The sequence below is a fragment of the Frigoribacterium sp. VKM Ac-1396 genome, from assembly GCF_015350895.1.
Taxonomy (GTDB): Bacteria; Actinomycetota; Actinomycetes; order Actinomycetales; family Microbacteriaceae; genus Frigoribacterium.
Genome location: NZ_JADKSD010000001.1, coordinates 1,365,976 through 1,380,949, shown reverse-complemented (window position 1 = coordinate 1,380,949; position 14,974 = coordinate 1,365,976). Strand labels below are relative to the sequence as shown.

Below are 14,974 nucleotides of genomic sequence, written 5' to 3'. Positions count from 1 at the left end.
GACCATGGAGTGACACCGCTCGGCCCTCACCACGCAGAGCCCTCGTCGATCAGGCCACCGTCGTGGGAGGAGCCCGGCATGAACCGTTTCGTGACCCTCGCGCTGCACGGGGTGATCCGGCAGCGCAACCGGTGGTTCGACCGCCGGCTCGGGCTGCCGAAGCCCGAGGGCGTCGCCCGGGCTCACGCGCCGGGAGTCAGCCCCGACCGCGTCCTGCTGTTCGGCAGCGGACCCGCCGTGGGGTGGGGCGTCCGCAGCCACGACCTCGGCCTCGCCGGGCACCTCGCACGCGCCGTCTCTCAGTCGACGGGCCGGGGCGTCGACGTCGACGTGCTCGCCGACCCCGCGATGCGCACGCCCACCGCCCGCCGCGTGCTCGCCGACCGCGACCTCACGCGCTACGACGCCGTGGTCGTGGTGACCGGAATCAACGACGCCCTCGAGATGACCGATCTCACGAAGTGGCGACGGGCCTTCGTCGACCTGCTCGTGCACATCGAGACCGAGACCGGCGGCGCCAGCAGCCCCGTGCTGGTGACGGGCATCCAGGCCCCCAGCGAGGTCACCGTGTTCCGCATCGCCTGCGGGGGTCTCGTCGACCGACACGCGGCCGCACTGAACGACGTCATCCGCGACGTCTGCTCGACGCATCCCCGCGTGCACGTCCTCATGCCGCCGTCGCCGCTCTCGGGCCACGACGACCGCGACCAGCTGATCGCGAAGTACGCGCGCTGGGGCGAGGCGCAGGCCGAGCTGCTCGCGCCCATGCTCGACGCCCAGATGTCCGCCGGCGGCGGGGTGGCGCGGGCACGCCGACACGCCCCCCAGGCCGAGGTCGACCGCGTCGAGGCGATCCGGGCGCTCGGCCTGCTCGACACCGACCCCGAGGAGCGCTTCGACGACATCGTCGAACGGGCACGGACCCTGCTCTGCGCGAGCGGGGCCGCGTTCTCGCTCGTCACGGCGGACCGCACGTGGAACAAGGCATTGGTCGGCGGCGGTGACCGCGAGATGCCGGCCGCCCTGTCGTTCTGCGCCCACACGGTGGCCGGCGGTCAGCCGTTCGTCGTCGAGGACGCCTGGGCGGACGAGCGCTTCGGCGTCGAGGCACCGGCGCGGTTCTACGCCGGATACCCGGTCGAGAGCCCCGACGGCGTCCGCATCGGCGCCCTCTGCGTCGCGGACCCCGAGCCCCGCACGATCGAGAGCGTCGACCTCGTCATGCTGCGCGAGCTCGCCCTCAGCGTGCAGCGCGAACTCGCCCGGCAGGTCGTCGCCCGCGCCTGACCTTCGATGTACACGAAGATGTACATCTTCTGCTCGTTCGGTTAGTCTCGTCGCATGGAATCCTCCTCAGGCGCCGCCGACGTCATGGCCGTGGCCGCCGCTCGGAGCGGGCTCAGTCGACTGATGAACGACTTCCGGCTCGACCCCGATCGCCCCGCCGTCGTCGTCGGACCACACCGACGACCCGAGGTCGTCATCGTCCCGTGGCGCCGGTTCGTCGCCCTGTCCGGCGTCGCGTCCTCGGCGCCCCCGACCACCTCGCTGTTGGACGAGATCACCTCCCGGGCCGGACTCGTGCGTCGACTGGCCGGTCTCAGCCACATCGAGGCGGTCAGCGTCTTCGGCTCGGTCGCTCGTCGAGCGGAGTCCTCCGACAGTGACATCGACCTCCTGGTCGACCCCGGGCCCGAGGCGACGTACTTCGACTTCGCCCAGTTCGAGCTCGACATGGAGGCGCTCTTCCAGCGTGAGGTCGACGTCGTGTCTCGGCGCGCCCTCGATCCCGAGGTCGATCGCGAGATCCTGGCCGACGCGGTGGCGGTGTGAGCCTCGCGACCGATCGCGCCGACCGGTGGTTGGCGGACCTCGACGCCTCCCTCCGTGCGTCGGACGAACTCGTGTCGCGAGGCCGGGAGGCGTTCGACGGCGACCCCGCCCTGCCGCTGGCGTTCGAGGCGCTGGCCAACCGGGTCGGCGACCTGAGCAAGCGCCTCGTCGCCCACGACCCCGGTCGCTTCCACGAGATCGAGTTCTCGCTCGCCGCGAAGAACCGGGACTTCGTGGTCCACCACTACGACCGCCTCGATCGCGAGACGCTCTGGCAGACGGTGACCCGTAGCTTCCCCGCCCTGCACTCCCTCGTGCGGCAGCACCGGTCGACGGCTCGAGGCTGACGGGCACTGGACACGCGACACGCCCGGGATGTAGGTTCGGTCTTCCGCGCCGATCGACGGTGCGGACACGTCGGAACGACGAGACAGAGCACGAGAGGAGGCCGCGATGTCGTACGAACGCACGCCGCGCCTCCTGAATCAGCAGCCCCTCGACGGCAAGCCCGTCGAGGGCACGCCCCTCCGCGGGCGACGCTGGCTCTCTCTCGACCCCCTCCGCTAGGCCCGACGACGTCACCCGACGCCCCGAGCCCACGAGGCCCGGGGCGTTCTCCCGTCTCTTCGACACCGCAGGCTCGACGGCCGCGGCACGAGGGAACGTCCGCCCGCCCCGGACGACGACCCCCTCACAGAATCGAAAGGACCATGGAGAAGATCACGTCCCGGCTGTTCAGCTGGGCAAGCCTGCTCGAGGCGAACACCGAGCAGCAGGCACGGACGACGTCGACGATGCCGTTCATCTACCCGCACCTCGCCCTGATGCCCGACGCCCACCTCGGGCTGGGCGCCACCGTCGGGTCGGTCATCCCGACGCTCGGCGCCGTCATGCCGGCCGCCGTCGGCGTCGACATCGGCTGCGGCATGATCGCCGTGAAGACGCAGTTCGTCGCGGGTGACCTGCCCGCCGACCGGAAGCCCCTGCGCGAGGCGATCGAGCGCGCCGTCCCGACCTCGGCCGGTCGCGCCAACGCGAAGGTCGTGGCGACGGCCGAGCCGCGCGTCGCCGAGCTGACCGCCCTGGCCGAGGCCGCGGGCTTCGACCCGTCGTCGTACGCGAAGACGTGGCAGCTGCAGCTGGGCACGCTCGGCTCGGGCAACCACTTCATCGAGGTGAGCCTCGACGAGACCGATGCCGTGTGGCTCTTCTTGCACTCGGGCAGCCGGGGAGTCGGCAACAAGATCGCCCAGACGCACATCAAGGTCGCCCAGGCGGCCATGAAGCGGTGGTGGATCACGCTGCCCGACCCCGACCTCGCCTACCTCGTCGAGGGCACGCCCGAGTTCGACCGGTACGTCGCCGAGCTGCGGTGGGCCCAGCGGTTCGCGCTGCTGAACCGCGAGGAGATGATGGACCGCGTCGTGCGGCAGTTCGCCGACTGGGTCGGAGCACCCGTCGACCAGCAGGAGCGCATCAACTGCCACCACAACTTCACCCAGCAGGAGCGGCACTTCGGCAAGGACGTCTGGCTGTCGCGGAAGGGCGCCATCTCGGCCCGCGCCGGTGAGCCGGGGCTGATCCCGGGGTCGATGGGCACCGCGTCGTACGTGGTCGAGGGCCGGGGCGACCCGGTCGCGCTGCAGTCGTCCCCGCACGGTGCGGGTCGCGCCTACTCGCGGAGCGCCGCCCGGAAGACCTTCACGCACGAGCAGCTGCGCGAGGCCATGACGGGCATCGAGTACCGCGACACCGACGCGTTCCTCGACGAGATCCCCGCGGCGTACAAGCCGATCGACCAAGTGATGGCCGACGCCGCGTCGCTCGTGACGATCCGCCACACGCTGCGGCAGATCGTCAACGTCAAGGGCGACTGACACCGGCGCCCGCAGGCGGGGCCGGCGGTGCAGACTCGGACCATGAGTGCTGCACCGCTGGTCACGCCCGACGGGCGGTACCTCGTGGTGCGCGGCCGGTTGTGGCGACGGACGGACCCTCGCCTCGACGAGGCGACCCGCGCCTCCTTCGTCCACGAACTGATGGAGGCGCGGCGCGCGAAGAAGACGGCGCTGGCCGACGACGACGCTGCCGCCGTCGAGGCCGCCCGGGCCCGCGTCGACGCGGCGAAGACCGCGCTCGGCGAACGCGGCCCGGTGTGGTGGGACGACGACGCGCCCGACGAGACCCGCCGCATGGCACGGAACACGCGGTACGCCGACTGGTTCGCCACGGTCGGGCCTGACGCCGCCACGAACTGAACACCGCGCCACGCAATCCGATGGCGCAGTGTCTATCTCGTGGCGGGCTGCGGGCCTAGCGGCCCTGGCGCTTCTTGAACGGCTTCGGCTGACCCTTGACGGCGGGCGTGCGTCCCTTGCCCTTGGACGCCTTCGCCTTGCCGCCGGCGGGCGGGGGAGGCGGTGGGGTCGGGGTCGACGGGCTCGCCAGCTCGTCTTCGGCGACGACGACCGCGGCCTTGCCGGCCTTCGTCAACCGGTACGGCGCGACGTCACGGTCGAAGAGCTTGGCCCCGAACTCGAGCTCGAGCGCCTCGATCGACGACTCGAGCTTCTGACGTGAGATGCCGAGCTTGTCGGCCGCCACGGGGAAGTGCAGCACCTCGGCGGCGACCAGGAAGTGCCGCAGGTGGCTGGTCTTCACGCGGTGGCGACCGAACCGCCGGCGGGGGAGTCGGCACGGATGCCGAGACCGTCGAGGGCCTTCTGGAAGATCGTCAGGCCGCTCATGCCGGGCAGGTTCGAGATGTTCTGGTCGAGCTTGACGGCCGCCTTGCGACCCTCTTCGCCGCTCATCAGCTGGCCGAAGACGAACTTGACGTCGTCGACCTCCATGATCGACGAGCCGACGGGGGCCCAGACCTTCGACAGCAAGAAGCGCGTCAGCTTCTGCGCCTTCTTGCTCGCGAGCAGACGTTCGCGGGCCTGCGAGACGTAGAACGCCACGTGGCGAGCCTCTTGCTTGGCGATGCGCTTCAGCAGCTCGGCGAGCACGGGGTCTTGTTCGAGCTCGGCCATCCGCTTGTAGGCCGACACGGCCGAGTACTCGTTGGCGGCGCCCCACGACATGTGGACGGCGACGAAGTCCGAGCCGACGATCTTGCCGAGCAGGCCCTGCTTCACCGGGTCGAGGCGCTCGCGCCAGCCGAGCTTCAGGCGGTTCGCCCGCAGTTGGTCGTAGTCGACCGTGATGCCGTGCACCTCGAGGATGGCGGCGAGGGCCTCGCCGTGCCAGAACTCCTCGCGGTTCCACATCGTCATGAACGTCGTCATCTCGTTCTCTTTGTGAGAAGGAGTCGTCAGCAGGTCACGGGTGTAGCAGACCGTGTGGTACTCGACGTCGGCCATGTAGCGCAGGGTCCGCAGCGAGTCGGCCGACAGCGGGTTCTTGCGGAAGTGGTCGAGGTCGAGGTCGTCCCAGCTCAGTCGTTCGGAGGTCGCGGCGAACTTGTCGATGTCGAAGGCCATGTGATGTCAGGAGGCGCGGGCTCAGGCCCTGCCTCCGTCTCCTTTCGCTGTGGTGCCGCTGGTGCCGCTCGTGCTGCTGGTGCCGCCGCGCGTCCAGTCGCGGATGCTCCATCTTCTTCGGAGCGCCTCGCGTGCCAGATTGCTGTCGGGGTTGACCGCGTTCGGGTGCCCGACCATCTCGAGCCAGGCGAGGTCGGCGAACGAGTCACCATAACCGTACGACCCCGAGAGATCGATGTCGTTCGCCTGGGCGTACTGCCGCAGCCAGGCGGCACGGGCCTCGTCGACCAGCGGCGGCTGCGCGAGGTAGCCGGTGTAGACCCCGCCGCGCTGGTGCATGGTGCTGGCGACGACCTCGTCGAACAGGTGCGCCAGGGGCGTCGTCAGGGTGTCGATCGAGCCCGTGACCAGCACCGTGCGGTGACCCGCGGCGCGGTGCTCGGCGAGGCGCGCCAGGGCGTCGGGCAGCGTGTGGCGCAGGACGGTGTCGGCGTAGCCCTTCGACCGCACGACGCCCGAGAGGCGGGCGACCGGCATGCCCTCGTAGCGGCGCGAGAAGGTGCGGATGAACTCGCCCCGGTCGCGGCCCTCGGCGCGCAGGTAGCGCGGCAGCGAGGTGAGCAGGCTCGCGACCTCGCCGGGCCACGCGGCCTTGCGGAAGCCTGCCGAGCGCACCCAGAGGTACTGCTCGACGATGTTGCTGGCGAGCACCGTGCCCTCGAGGTCGAAGACGGCCACGACGTCGTCGCGTCGGGGCAGCGCACGGGTGTCGGCGACCACGGCCGCCGCGGCGGGGCGCACCGAGAACGCCCGCGTCATCGAGGTGATCGACGGGAAGTGCACCTCTTGGAAGTAGGCCTCCCAGTCGACGTCGGTCACGTCGAAGCCGATGTCGGCGGGCGACCCCTCGGGCAACCCGGCGTGCAACGCCCTCGTACGGCGGTCGTCGAAGATGATCTCGGACTGCACGTAGTGGCGGTAGAGGTCGGTGAGGCTCTGCAGCGACTCGAGGTCGGCCCGACGGGTCTGCACCGTGGCCAGGGCCGTCCGGGTGCGCAGCGTGCTCGGCAGGCGGCTGAGCACGGCCTCGCGCACGTCGTTCACGCGGTTCGCGGTGCGGATGGCGCCCTCGACCTTGCGCACCCCCGGGAAGTTCCAGTGCGGGGCCTCGATCGACGAGTGCTCGTCGCGCGGCAACGGGTTCGCGGTGAAGAAGGTCTTGAGGTTCTCGAACATGCGCAGGATCGAGAACGGGTTGCTGCCGCCCGAGCTGGCGTGGAAGTACTGGGGGCTGCCGGCCTCGACCGGGTTGGCGGCCACGGCGAGGATCACGTTCACCACGTAGTCGACCGGGATGACGTCGAGCACGCTGTCGGGCACCCCGGGGAACTCGGGCAGCAGGCCACGCGCGTACGACATGATCAGCGGGTCGGCGACCTTGAAGCCGTCGATCCAGCCGGGGTACGGGTGGCGGTGGGCGCTCTCGACGATCGCCGGTCGGACGACCGACAGGCGGTGGCCCGCGCCGGCCCAGAGCTCTTCGGCGGCCCGCTCGGCGAACGCCTTGGTCAACGTGTAGACGTCGGTCCAGCCGAGGGTCTCGGCCCTGGTGCGCCCGTAGTCGACCAGGCGCGCCTTGACCCACGCGACCCGCGCCTCCTCGGCGGCGGCCGCGACCGCCTGCGGTCCGGTCTTGCCGTGCGCCGCACGGCCCTGCGCGAGGAACCCGCGCAACGTCTCGGGCTGGCGCGAGGCAGCCTCGACCCGGGCACGGGCGTCGGCGGCGGCGGCCCGTTCGGCACGCCAGTCGACGACGTGGCCGAGCGACGCCTCGGGGAACACGCCCTTGCGGATTCCGCCGACGTAGGCCGTCGACACGTGCACGACGTGCGGGTCGGTGCCGGTCTTCGCCAGGGCCTCGTACAGCCCGACCGCTCCGCCCACGTTGGTCTCGAAGGCCTGGTCGATCGGCGGGTCGAACGACACCGTCGAGGCGCTGTGGATGACGACGTCGAGGTCGCCGGGCAGGTCGGGCAGGTCGCCCAGACCGCTCTCGATCACCCGGAGCCGCTCGGCGAGGGCCTTCTCGACGCCCTCGGGCCCCACGGCGTCGCGCCACGACGAGAAGACCGGCTTCTTCAGCAGGTGACGCAGGCGCCCCTCGGCCGAGGTGCCCGCCTTGGGGCGGATCAGCAGGGTCACGATCGTGCTGGGGTGCGACGCGAGCAGTCGCTCGAGGATCGCCTGGCCGACGAAGCCGGTGCCGCCGGTCAGCAGGACGTGCGCGTCGCCGAGGTCGACCCGCGTGGCACCGGGGGTCCGGTCGGGCAGGGCGAGGCCGGGGGTGGAGCTCATGCGGTCAGCTTTCTGGTCACGGCCGCCGCGACGGCGGGGTCCATGCCCGGCAGGTCGGCGACGAGGGCGCCCACGCGGTCGGCGCGCACGCGGCCCTCGGCCCCGCCGAACACGATGGCGTCGAAGAAGGTGCGCTCGGAGTCGGCGCGCTCGACGGCGCCGACCGGCCAGACGGCCGTCAGCAAGGAGGCGCGGGTCATCTTGACCGCGCGGCGCGAGTCGCGCAGGCGCCAGTCCGCCTCGCTCGCGAAGAAGCGTTCGTGACGGGCCTTGACGACCCGTGCCCGCTCGACCACGGTCGTCAGCGTCGGGTGGGCACCGAGCTCGTCGAGCCGGTCGTATGCCTCTCGGAGCACCCACTCGTCGACGGCGCCGGTCGTGGTGTGGACGGCCACGATCGGCGAGCCGACGGTGACGGCCTGGAGGGCCCGCGTGATGGGCCCACGGCGTTCGGTCGCCTCGGAGGCGGCGTGACGCTTCGCCCCCTCGGGGACGTCACGGTTGCGGGGTTCGTCGTGAGCCTCGAGGACGGCGTCGAGGGCATCGGCCAGCCAGAACTTCTCGAAGGCCCACGTCACCAGGAACGCGGTGACCCGGGTGTCTTTGTGGGTGGCCGTGACGAGCAGGTTGCGGAGGTTCTCCATCGTGGCGCTCTCGAGCCGGCCGAGATGACGGACGAGGCGCAGGGCGTCGGCACCGAGGGGGGCGGCGGCGAAGCCGGACAGGTCGAGATCGGGGCGCCAGTTGCCCTGGGCCGTCTTGGTGAACTCGCGGATGTCGAAGTCGAGGTCGGCGCGCGGGGCATCTCTGGTCGTCATGACGGGTGGACCTCCGGGGCAGAAAAGGACGAGGCGAGAAGGGCCTCGAACGTGTCTCGATGCGCGCAGTCTGCTCTCAGCACCGTATCGTAAGCGGCATGGCTGTAGCGCTCGTCACCGGGGGCACGTCCGGCATCGGAGCCGAATTCGCCCGCCAACTCGCCACGCGCGGCTGGGACATCGTCCTGGTCGCCCGTGACCTCACCCGACTCGACGAGACGGCGACCGCGCTGCGCGCCCTCGGCCGCGACGTCGAGGTGCTCGCCGCCGACCTCGGCGACCGCTCGGACGTCGACCGCGTCGCCGATCGGTTGGCCGATCCGGCTCGCCCGGTCGACCTGCTCGTGAACAATGCCGGTTTCGGCATGCACACCCCGCTGACCTCGACGGACGTCGCCGCCCACGACCTCGCGTTCGAGGTCATGTGCCGCGCGGTGCTCGTGCTCTCGGGTGCCGCGGCACGGTCGATGCGCGAGCGTGGGCACGGGCACGTGGTCAACGTCTCGAGCACCGCCGGCCTCATGGCGATGGGCAGCTACTCGGCGATCAAGGCCTGGGTCACCTCGTACAGCGAAGGCCTCTCGGTCGAGCTCAAGGGCACCGGCGTGGGCGTCACGGCCCTGCTGCCGGGCTGGGTGCGGACCGAGTTCCATCAACGTGCCGGCATAAAGTCGTCGTCGATACCCAACGCCCTGTGGCTCAGCACCGAACAACTGGTCGTCGCGTGCCTGCGCGACGTCGACAAAGGCAAGGTGATCTCCATGCCCACGCTTCGGTACAAGGTGCTGATGGGATTGGTCCGGCACGCCCCGAAGGGCGCCGTCCGTGCCGCGTCCGGGGCGATCTCGTCGAGCCGTCGCAAGCCGGTGGGTCGGTGAGCGTGCGGCACGACCGCGACGGGCGTCGCGATCACGCCCGCCTCGACGCCGTGGCGCAGCGCGTCGACGACGTCCGCGCCGACGTGGCCCAGCGGGCAGGCGACGTCGCCCAGCGTGCCGGCGACGTGGCACAGCGCGCGGGCGGCGTGGCCAGCGACGTGCGCGACCGGTTCAGCTCGCGACGCCACGCGATGGCGCGCTACGTCGCCCAGCGCATGGTGCTCAAGCCGACCATCTGGTCGATCACCGACGTGACGGTCATCGACCGTGATCGCGTCGAGGGCCTCACGGGCGGGTTCATCGTGGTCGCCAACCACTCGAGCCACCTCGACGCCCCGCTCATCCTCGGCGCCCTGCCCCGCAAGCTCGCGCGCTACCTCGCGACCGGTGCCGCCGCCGACTACTTCTTCGACGTGCCGTGGCGGCGACAGCTGACCGAGCTGTTCTTCAACGCGTTCCCGGTGCAGCGGGGCTCGGGGACGGCGGCGTCCGCGGCCGACGCGACCCGCGCCTCCTCGTCCGGGGCCTCGGCGGGGTCGACGCCGCAGAGCTCGGCCCGTCGGCGGGCCGCGGCCAAGGCGGCCGCCCGGGGGCGCCAGGGTCAGCCCACCGTCAGCGCACGGTCGCTGCTGCAGCGCGGCTACCCCGTGCTGGTGTTCCCCGAGGGCACCCGCTCGAAGGACGGCACCGTGGCGACGTTCAAGCCCGGCGCCGCCGCACTCGCGTCGGCCTGCGGCGTGCCCGTCGTGCCGCTCGCCCTCATCGGCGCGAACATCGCCCAGCCCCGGGGTCGCAGCTGGCCCCGGCCCGGGCGGCTGCCCGTCGGCGTCGCGTTCGGCGACCCCATGCGGCCCCACGACGGCGAGTCCGTCTCCGACTTCTCGACGCGCGTGCGCACCGAGATCCTGCGTCTGAAGGACGCCAACACCGCCCGCATCCTGGGCTCGTCAGACCCGCTCGAAGGAGAACGCCCGTGACCGACGTCAAGCAGAAGAAGAGCCCCGCCGTCGACGGCGTCAAGCACATGAAGTGGTGGGGCTGGGGCGTCGAGGGCGTCGCCTTCCACCACGACGACAAGCCCGCCTTCGCACCCTTCGTCAAGAAGATCGTCGGCGTCGAGCTGTCGCAGGGGCACGACACCGGGCTCTCGTTCGACGACCTCGACGTGCCCGCCTCGCGCGCCGGCACCGAGGTGCTCGACTCGCTCGTCCAGATCGTGGGCGACGGGCAGGTCGTCACCGACGACCACGACCGCGTCGTGCACACCTACGGCAAGAGCATCCGCGACCTGATCCGCATCCGCGCCGGCCGTCTCGACCGCGTGCCGGACGTCGTCGTCTACCCGGCCGACGAGGACGAGATCCAGCGCGTCGTCGACCTGGCCGTGGCCAGCGACCTCGTGCTGATCCCGTTCGGCGGAGGCAGCAACATCGTGGGCAGCCTCGAGCCGCTGCCGACGGAGGAGCGCACGGTCGTCTCGCTCGACATGGGACGCCTCGACCAGGTGCTCGACATCGACGAGGACGGCGGCCTCGCCCGCATCCAGGCCGGCGGCCAGGGCCCCGACCTCGAAGAGCAGCTGAACGCCCGCGGCTGGACCCTCGGGCACTTCCCCGACAGCTTCACCCACTCGACGCTCGGCGGCTGGGTCGCCACCCGCTCGTCGGGCATGCAGAGCGACAAGTACGGCGACATCGCCGACATCACCAAGGGCCTGCGCGTCGTCCGCCCGGGCGGGGTGCTGTCGATCCGCGCCGTGCCGAGCGCCTCGACCGGCCCGTCGCTGCGCGAGATGATCATCGGCAGCGAAGGGCGCCTCGGCGTCATCACCGAGGTCACGGCCCAGGTGCACCGCCTGCCCGAGAAGCGCGAGATCCTGGCCTACCTGTTCCCGTCGTGGCACGACGGCCTCGCGGCCATGCAGGCGATCGCCGAGAGCGACGCGCGCCCCTCGGTCACGCGGGTCAGCGACGCCCACGAGACGGCGTTCTCGTTCGCCACCTCGAAGCCCGGCAAGGGCATCTCGCAGAAGGTCACCGACCTGCTGCCGACGATCCTCAAGGCGAAGGGCTGGGACGTCGACGCGATGTGCCTGTCGTTCATCGGCTACGAGGGCACCCCCGAGCACGTCGCCCACACGCAGAAGGCGGTCGGCAAGATCGTCAAGGCGAACAAGGGCATGAGCGTCGGCAAGGGGCCGGGCAAGCTCTACGACCAGAAGAAGTTCGACACGCCCTACCTGCGCGACTTCTTCATGGACCACGGAGGCGCGGCGGACGTCTCCGAGACCGCCGCCCCCTGGTCGAAGCTGCGCCTCGTCTCGTCGCGCGTCTACGCCGCGGCGAACCAGGCCTTCGACTCGATCGGCAAGCAGGGCTGGATCATGGGCCACCTGTCGCACTCGTACCACTCGGGCGCGTGCCTCTACTTCACCTTCGCGTTCGAGCACGGCTCCGACGCCGAGGCCGAGTACGACGTCGTCAAGCACGCCATCCAGCAGGCGTTCATCGACACCGGCGCGACCGTCTCGCACCACCACGGCGTCGGGCTCGAGCACCAGCCCTGGCTCGCCCAGGACGTCTCGCCCGAGGGCGTGGCCGTCATGCAGGGGCTGTTCGACTCGGCCGACCCGGGGCGCGTCTTCAACCCCGGCAAGGTGACCGGCGCGTAGTCCCGCGCCGCCGCCGGCTGCGCCGGCCTGCCTGCCGCCATGAGATGGGCACAGCACCACGACTAGTCATGGTGCTGTGCCCATCTCGTGGCGTCGTGCGTGATGCATCATCTCGTGCACAGGACCAGCGCCCCGATGGTGCGTCCACAAGGAGGCGCGGGTCGCGCCCCGAGGACGCGACCGGTCGGTCACGGTGTCCTCGTGCCCACCTCCCTTCCGCCCCTCGTCTTCGCGGCCACCCACGGTTCACAGAGCAGACACGGCTCCGCCCTGCGTCGTGACGCCAGGCGCGGGGTGTTCCATCGTGTGCATCCAGGGGCGTACGTCGTGACGGCGGACTGGGTGCGGCTCGACCCGCGTCAGCAACACGTCCTGACGGTGCGAGCCGTCCTCGCGGGACTGTCCTCGGGTGCCGTGGTGTCGCACGCGTCGGCGGTCGCCCTGCACGGGCTCCCGAGCGCGGGCTGGCCGCGCGGGCCGGTCCATGTGATCGATCCGTCGCGTGACCGGATGCACGTGACCGACCGTGTCGTTCGTCATCCCGGACCAGTCGGCGCTCGGGACGTCGTCGAGGTCGACGGGGTCCCCGTGACGAACGACGTACGGACGGCCGTCGACAGGTCCAGGACGGCGTCGTTCGCCGACGGCGTGCTCTGCGTCGATGCCGTCCTGCGGCGCGCGGCGATCCGGGCGGGTTGCTTCGCCTCGGCCGCTCGACGAGACCCGACGTCGGCCGCCCGACATCGGTCGCGCGTAGAGGACGTGGCCGAGGACGCGCGTCAGCTGCTGGTCGAACGGCTGGCCCGGGCACCAGGTACGCGGGGACTCTCCACGGCTCGGCGGGTCGCGCTGTTCTCGACACCGTGGGCCGAGAACGGCGGTGAGTCGCTGTGTCGCCTGGCGCTCCTCGAGCTCGGGGCCTCGGAGCCCGCGATGCAGGTTGAGTTCTTCGACGAGCAGGGGTTGGCGGGTCGCTGCGACTTCGTGATCGGTGACGCGGCGCTCGAGTTCGACGGCAAGGCGAAGTACGACGATGCGGCGATGCGCGCAGGCGAGGTCCCGTCGGCGGTGGTGAAGGCTGAGAAAGACCGTGAACGGCGGCTGCTGCGATCCGGTGGCATCCGCGCGCTCGGTCGATGTGACGCCGACGACGTCGCCCTGCGCCTTCCGCTCGCCAGGACTCTCCGAGACGTCGGCATCCAGCTCAGGCCGCGACACAACGCCACGATGTGGGCACACCGCCAGGTTTAGGCATGGTGCTGTGCCCACATCCTGGCGTGGTGGCGAGCGAGGGGCGGCGCGGGGCGGCGCGGGGCGGGTGGGGTCGCCGGGCGACACACAGGGGGGCGGCGCAGCGGGGCTGCCTAAGATGAGCATCGATTCGTCCGCACAGAACCCGCTCACGGAAGAGACCCGCGCATGCCCGGAATCCACGCCGACATCACCTCGGCCTTCGGCAACACCCCGCTCGTCAGGCTCAACTCGTTGCCCGTCGAAGGCGGTGCCGAGGTGCTGGCCAAGCTCGAGTTCTACAACCCGGGCGCCAGCGTCAAGGACCGTCTGGGCGTCGCCATCGTCGACGCGGCCGAGGCCTCGGGCGACCTGAAGCCCGGCGGCACGATCGTCGAGGGGTCGAGCGGCAACACCGGCATCTCGCTCGCCCTCGTCGGTGCCGCGCGTGGCTACCGGGTGATCGTCACGATGCCCGAGACGATGAGCGTCGAACGCCGCACCGTCATGAGGGCCTACGGTGCCGAGATCGTGCTGACCCCCGGCCCCGAGGGCATGAAGGGCGCCGTCGAGCGGGCGAAGCAGATCGCCGCCGAGACCGAGAACGCGATCTGGGCGCAGCAGTTCGAGACGCAGGCCAACGCCGAGATCCACCGCCGCACCACGGCGCCCGAGATCCTGCGCGACACCGACGGCGCGATCGACTTCTTCGTCGCGGGCGTCGGCACCGGCGGCACGATCACCGGCGTCGGCCAGGTGCTGCACGAGCAGGTCCCCGGCGTCAAGGTCGTCGCCGTCGAGCCCGCCGACTCGCCCCTGCTCAGCGAGGGAAAGGCCGGGCCGCACAAGATCCAGGGCATCGGGGCGAACTTCGTGCCCGAGGTGCTCGATCGTTCGCAGATCGACGAGGTGTTCCCCGTGCAGCTCGACGACGCCCTGCGCGTCGCCCGCGACCTCGCCACGAAGGAGGGCATCCTCTCGGGCATCTCGTCGGGTGCCATCGTCCACGCCGCCCTCGAGATCGCGAAGCGGCCCGAGAACGCCGGCAAGCGCATCGTCGCGATCGTCTGCGACACGGGCGAGCGGTACCTGTCGACGGTGCTCTTCCAGGACCTCGCGGACGCCTGAGGTGCGCCTGGTCGCCCGCCTGCGGGAGGACCTCGACACCGTCACGAGGCGCGACCCGGCGGCTCGGGGCCGCGTCGAGACCGCCCTGGTCTACTCGGGCCTGCACGCGGTGTGGGCGCACCGCGTGACCTCGCGGCTGTGGCGCGCGGGGCCGACGCCGCGCCTCCTCGGCTCGCGGTTCGTCGCGCGGCTGCTCTCGCAGCTCGTGCGGTCGCTGACCGGCGTCGAGATCCACCCGGGGGCGCGCCTCGGCGCCCGCCTGTTCATCGACCACGGCATGGGCGTCGTCATCGGTGAGACCGCGGTGGTCGGTGACGATTGCACGATCTTCCACGGCGTGACCCTCGGCGGCAAGGGACGAGGAGGCGCGCTCGGCCGCCGACACCCCACCGTCGGTGACGGCGTGATGATCGGTGCCGGGGCCGCCGTGCTCGGCGGCGTCACCGTGGGTGACGGCAGCGTCGTCGGGGCCAACGCGGTCGTGACGAAGGACGTCCCGCCCGGGTCGGTCGCCGTGGGCGTGCCCGCCGTGGTCAGGCGCCGCGCCGACTGACCAGGCCGGTTCCGGCAAGGCCC

15 protein-coding genes are annotated in these 14,974 nt (G+C 71.4%); 11 read left to right on the top strand and 4 right to left on the bottom strand.

Annotation, left to right across the window (positions count from 1 at the left end; all coding sequences use genetic code 11):
• The first annotated feature begins 78 nt into the window (after positions 1–78).
• From ITJ55_RS06420 to ITJ55_RS06400, 5 genes are all read left to right on the top strand, one after another.
• The gene (locus ITJ55_RS06420; RefSeq protein ID WP_194594556.1) at positions 79–1,287 is read left to right on the top strand and encodes a GAF domain-containing protein; all 1,209 of its coding nucleotides are present in this window, start codon (positions 79–81) and stop codon (positions 1,285–1,287) included.
• Positions 1,288–1,341: 54 nt separating this feature from the next.
• Positions 1,342–1,833 (top strand): nucleotidyltransferase family protein, encoded by a 492-nt coding sequence (locus ITJ55_RS06415; protein WP_194594555.1) that lies wholly within the window; start codon positions 1,342–1,344, stop codon positions 1,831–1,833.
• Positions 1,830–2,180, top strand: a complete 351-nt coding sequence (locus ITJ55_RS06410; RefSeq protein ID WP_194594554.1) for a HepT-like ribonuclease domain-containing protein — start codon at positions 1,830–1,832, stop codon at positions 2,178–2,180. The genes ITJ55_RS06415 and ITJ55_RS06410 overlap by 4 nt, the downstream gene beginning before the upstream one ends.
• 363 nt (positions 2,181–2,543) lie before the next feature.
• Positions 2,544–3,710: an RtcB family protein gene (locus ITJ55_RS06405; RefSeq protein ID WP_194594553.1), complete on the top strand. Its 1,167-nt coding sequence runs from the start codon at positions 2,544–2,546 to the stop codon at positions 3,708–3,710.
• Positions 3,711–3,752: 42 nt separating this feature from the next.
• Positions 3,753–4,091 (top strand): hypothetical protein, encoded by a 339-nt coding sequence (locus ITJ55_RS06400; protein WP_194594552.1) that lies wholly within the window; start codon positions 3,753–3,755, stop codon positions 4,089–4,091.
• Positions 4,092–4,146: 55 nt separating this feature from the next.
• Here the strand turns inward: ITJ55_RS06400 and ITJ55_RS06395 are convergent, their stop codons facing one another.
• The 4 genes from ITJ55_RS06395 to ITJ55_RS06380 are packed head-to-tail and all read right to left on the bottom strand — an operon-like array spanning position 4,147 to position 8,491.
• Positions 4,147–4,494: a LysR family transcriptional regulator gene (locus ITJ55_RS06395; protein WP_056259049.1), complete on the bottom strand. Its 348-nt coding sequence runs from the start codon at positions 4,492–4,494 to the stop codon at positions 4,147–4,149.
• On the bottom strand, positions 4,491–5,318 hold the full coding sequence (locus ITJ55_RS06390; RefSeq protein ID WP_056259055.1) for a hypothetical protein: 828 nt from the start codon (positions 5,316–5,318) through the stop codon (positions 4,491–4,493). Before ITJ55_RS06390 ends, ITJ55_RS06395 begins: the two co-directional genes overlap by 4 nt.
• Positions 5,319–5,339: 21 nt before the next feature.
• Positions 5,340–7,673 carry an SDR family oxidoreductase gene (locus ITJ55_RS06385; protein ID WP_194594551.1) on the bottom strand — a complete coding sequence of 778 codons (2,334 nt, stop codon included), beginning with the start codon at positions 7,671–7,673 and terminating at the stop codon, positions 5,340–5,342.
• The gene (locus ITJ55_RS06380) at positions 7,670–8,491 is read right to left on the bottom strand and encodes a hypothetical protein (RefSeq protein ID WP_194594550.1); all 822 of its coding nucleotides are present in this window, start codon (positions 8,489–8,491) and stop codon (positions 7,670–7,672) included. The genes ITJ55_RS06385 and ITJ55_RS06380 overlap by 4 nt, the downstream gene beginning before the upstream one ends.
• Before the next feature lie 98 nt (positions 8,492–8,589).
• Between ITJ55_RS06380 and ITJ55_RS06375 the strand changes: the two genes are divergently transcribed.
• From ITJ55_RS06375 to epsC, 6 genes are all read left to right on the top strand, one after another.
• Positions 8,590–9,369, top strand: a complete 780-nt coding sequence (locus ITJ55_RS06375; protein WP_194594549.1) for an SDR family oxidoreductase — start codon at positions 8,590–8,592, stop codon at positions 9,367–9,369.
• Positions 9,366–10,346 (top strand): lysophospholipid acyltransferase family protein, encoded by a 981-nt coding sequence (locus ITJ55_RS06370; RefSeq protein ID WP_194594548.1) that lies wholly within the window; start codon positions 9,366–9,368, stop codon positions 10,344–10,346. The genes ITJ55_RS06375 and ITJ55_RS06370 overlap by 4 nt, the downstream gene beginning before the upstream one ends.
• A complete protein-coding gene (locus ITJ55_RS06365; RefSeq protein ID WP_370544046.1) occupies positions 10,343–12,040 on the top strand; it encodes an FAD-binding oxidoreductase in 1,698 nt (565 codons plus the stop codon). Before ITJ55_RS06370 ends, ITJ55_RS06365 begins: the two co-directional genes overlap by 4 nt.
• Positions 12,041–12,367: 327 nt before the next feature.
• A complete protein-coding gene (locus tag ITJ55_RS06360) occupies positions 12,368–13,291 on the top strand; it encodes a hypothetical protein (protein ID WP_194594547.1) in 924 nt (307 codons plus the stop codon).
• 168 nt (positions 13,292–13,459) lie between these two features.
• Entirely contained in the window at positions 13,460–14,398 is a 939-nt protein-coding gene (cysK, locus tag ITJ55_RS06355; protein ID WP_194594546.1) for a cysteine synthase A, read from the top strand.
• A 1-nt stretch (position 14,399) separates the two neighbouring features.
• Entirely contained in the window at positions 14,400–14,951 is a 552-nt protein-coding gene (gene epsC, locus ITJ55_RS06350; RefSeq protein ID WP_194594545.1) for a serine O-acetyltransferase EpsC, read from the top strand.
• Positions 14,952–14,974: the final 23 nt, after the last annotated feature.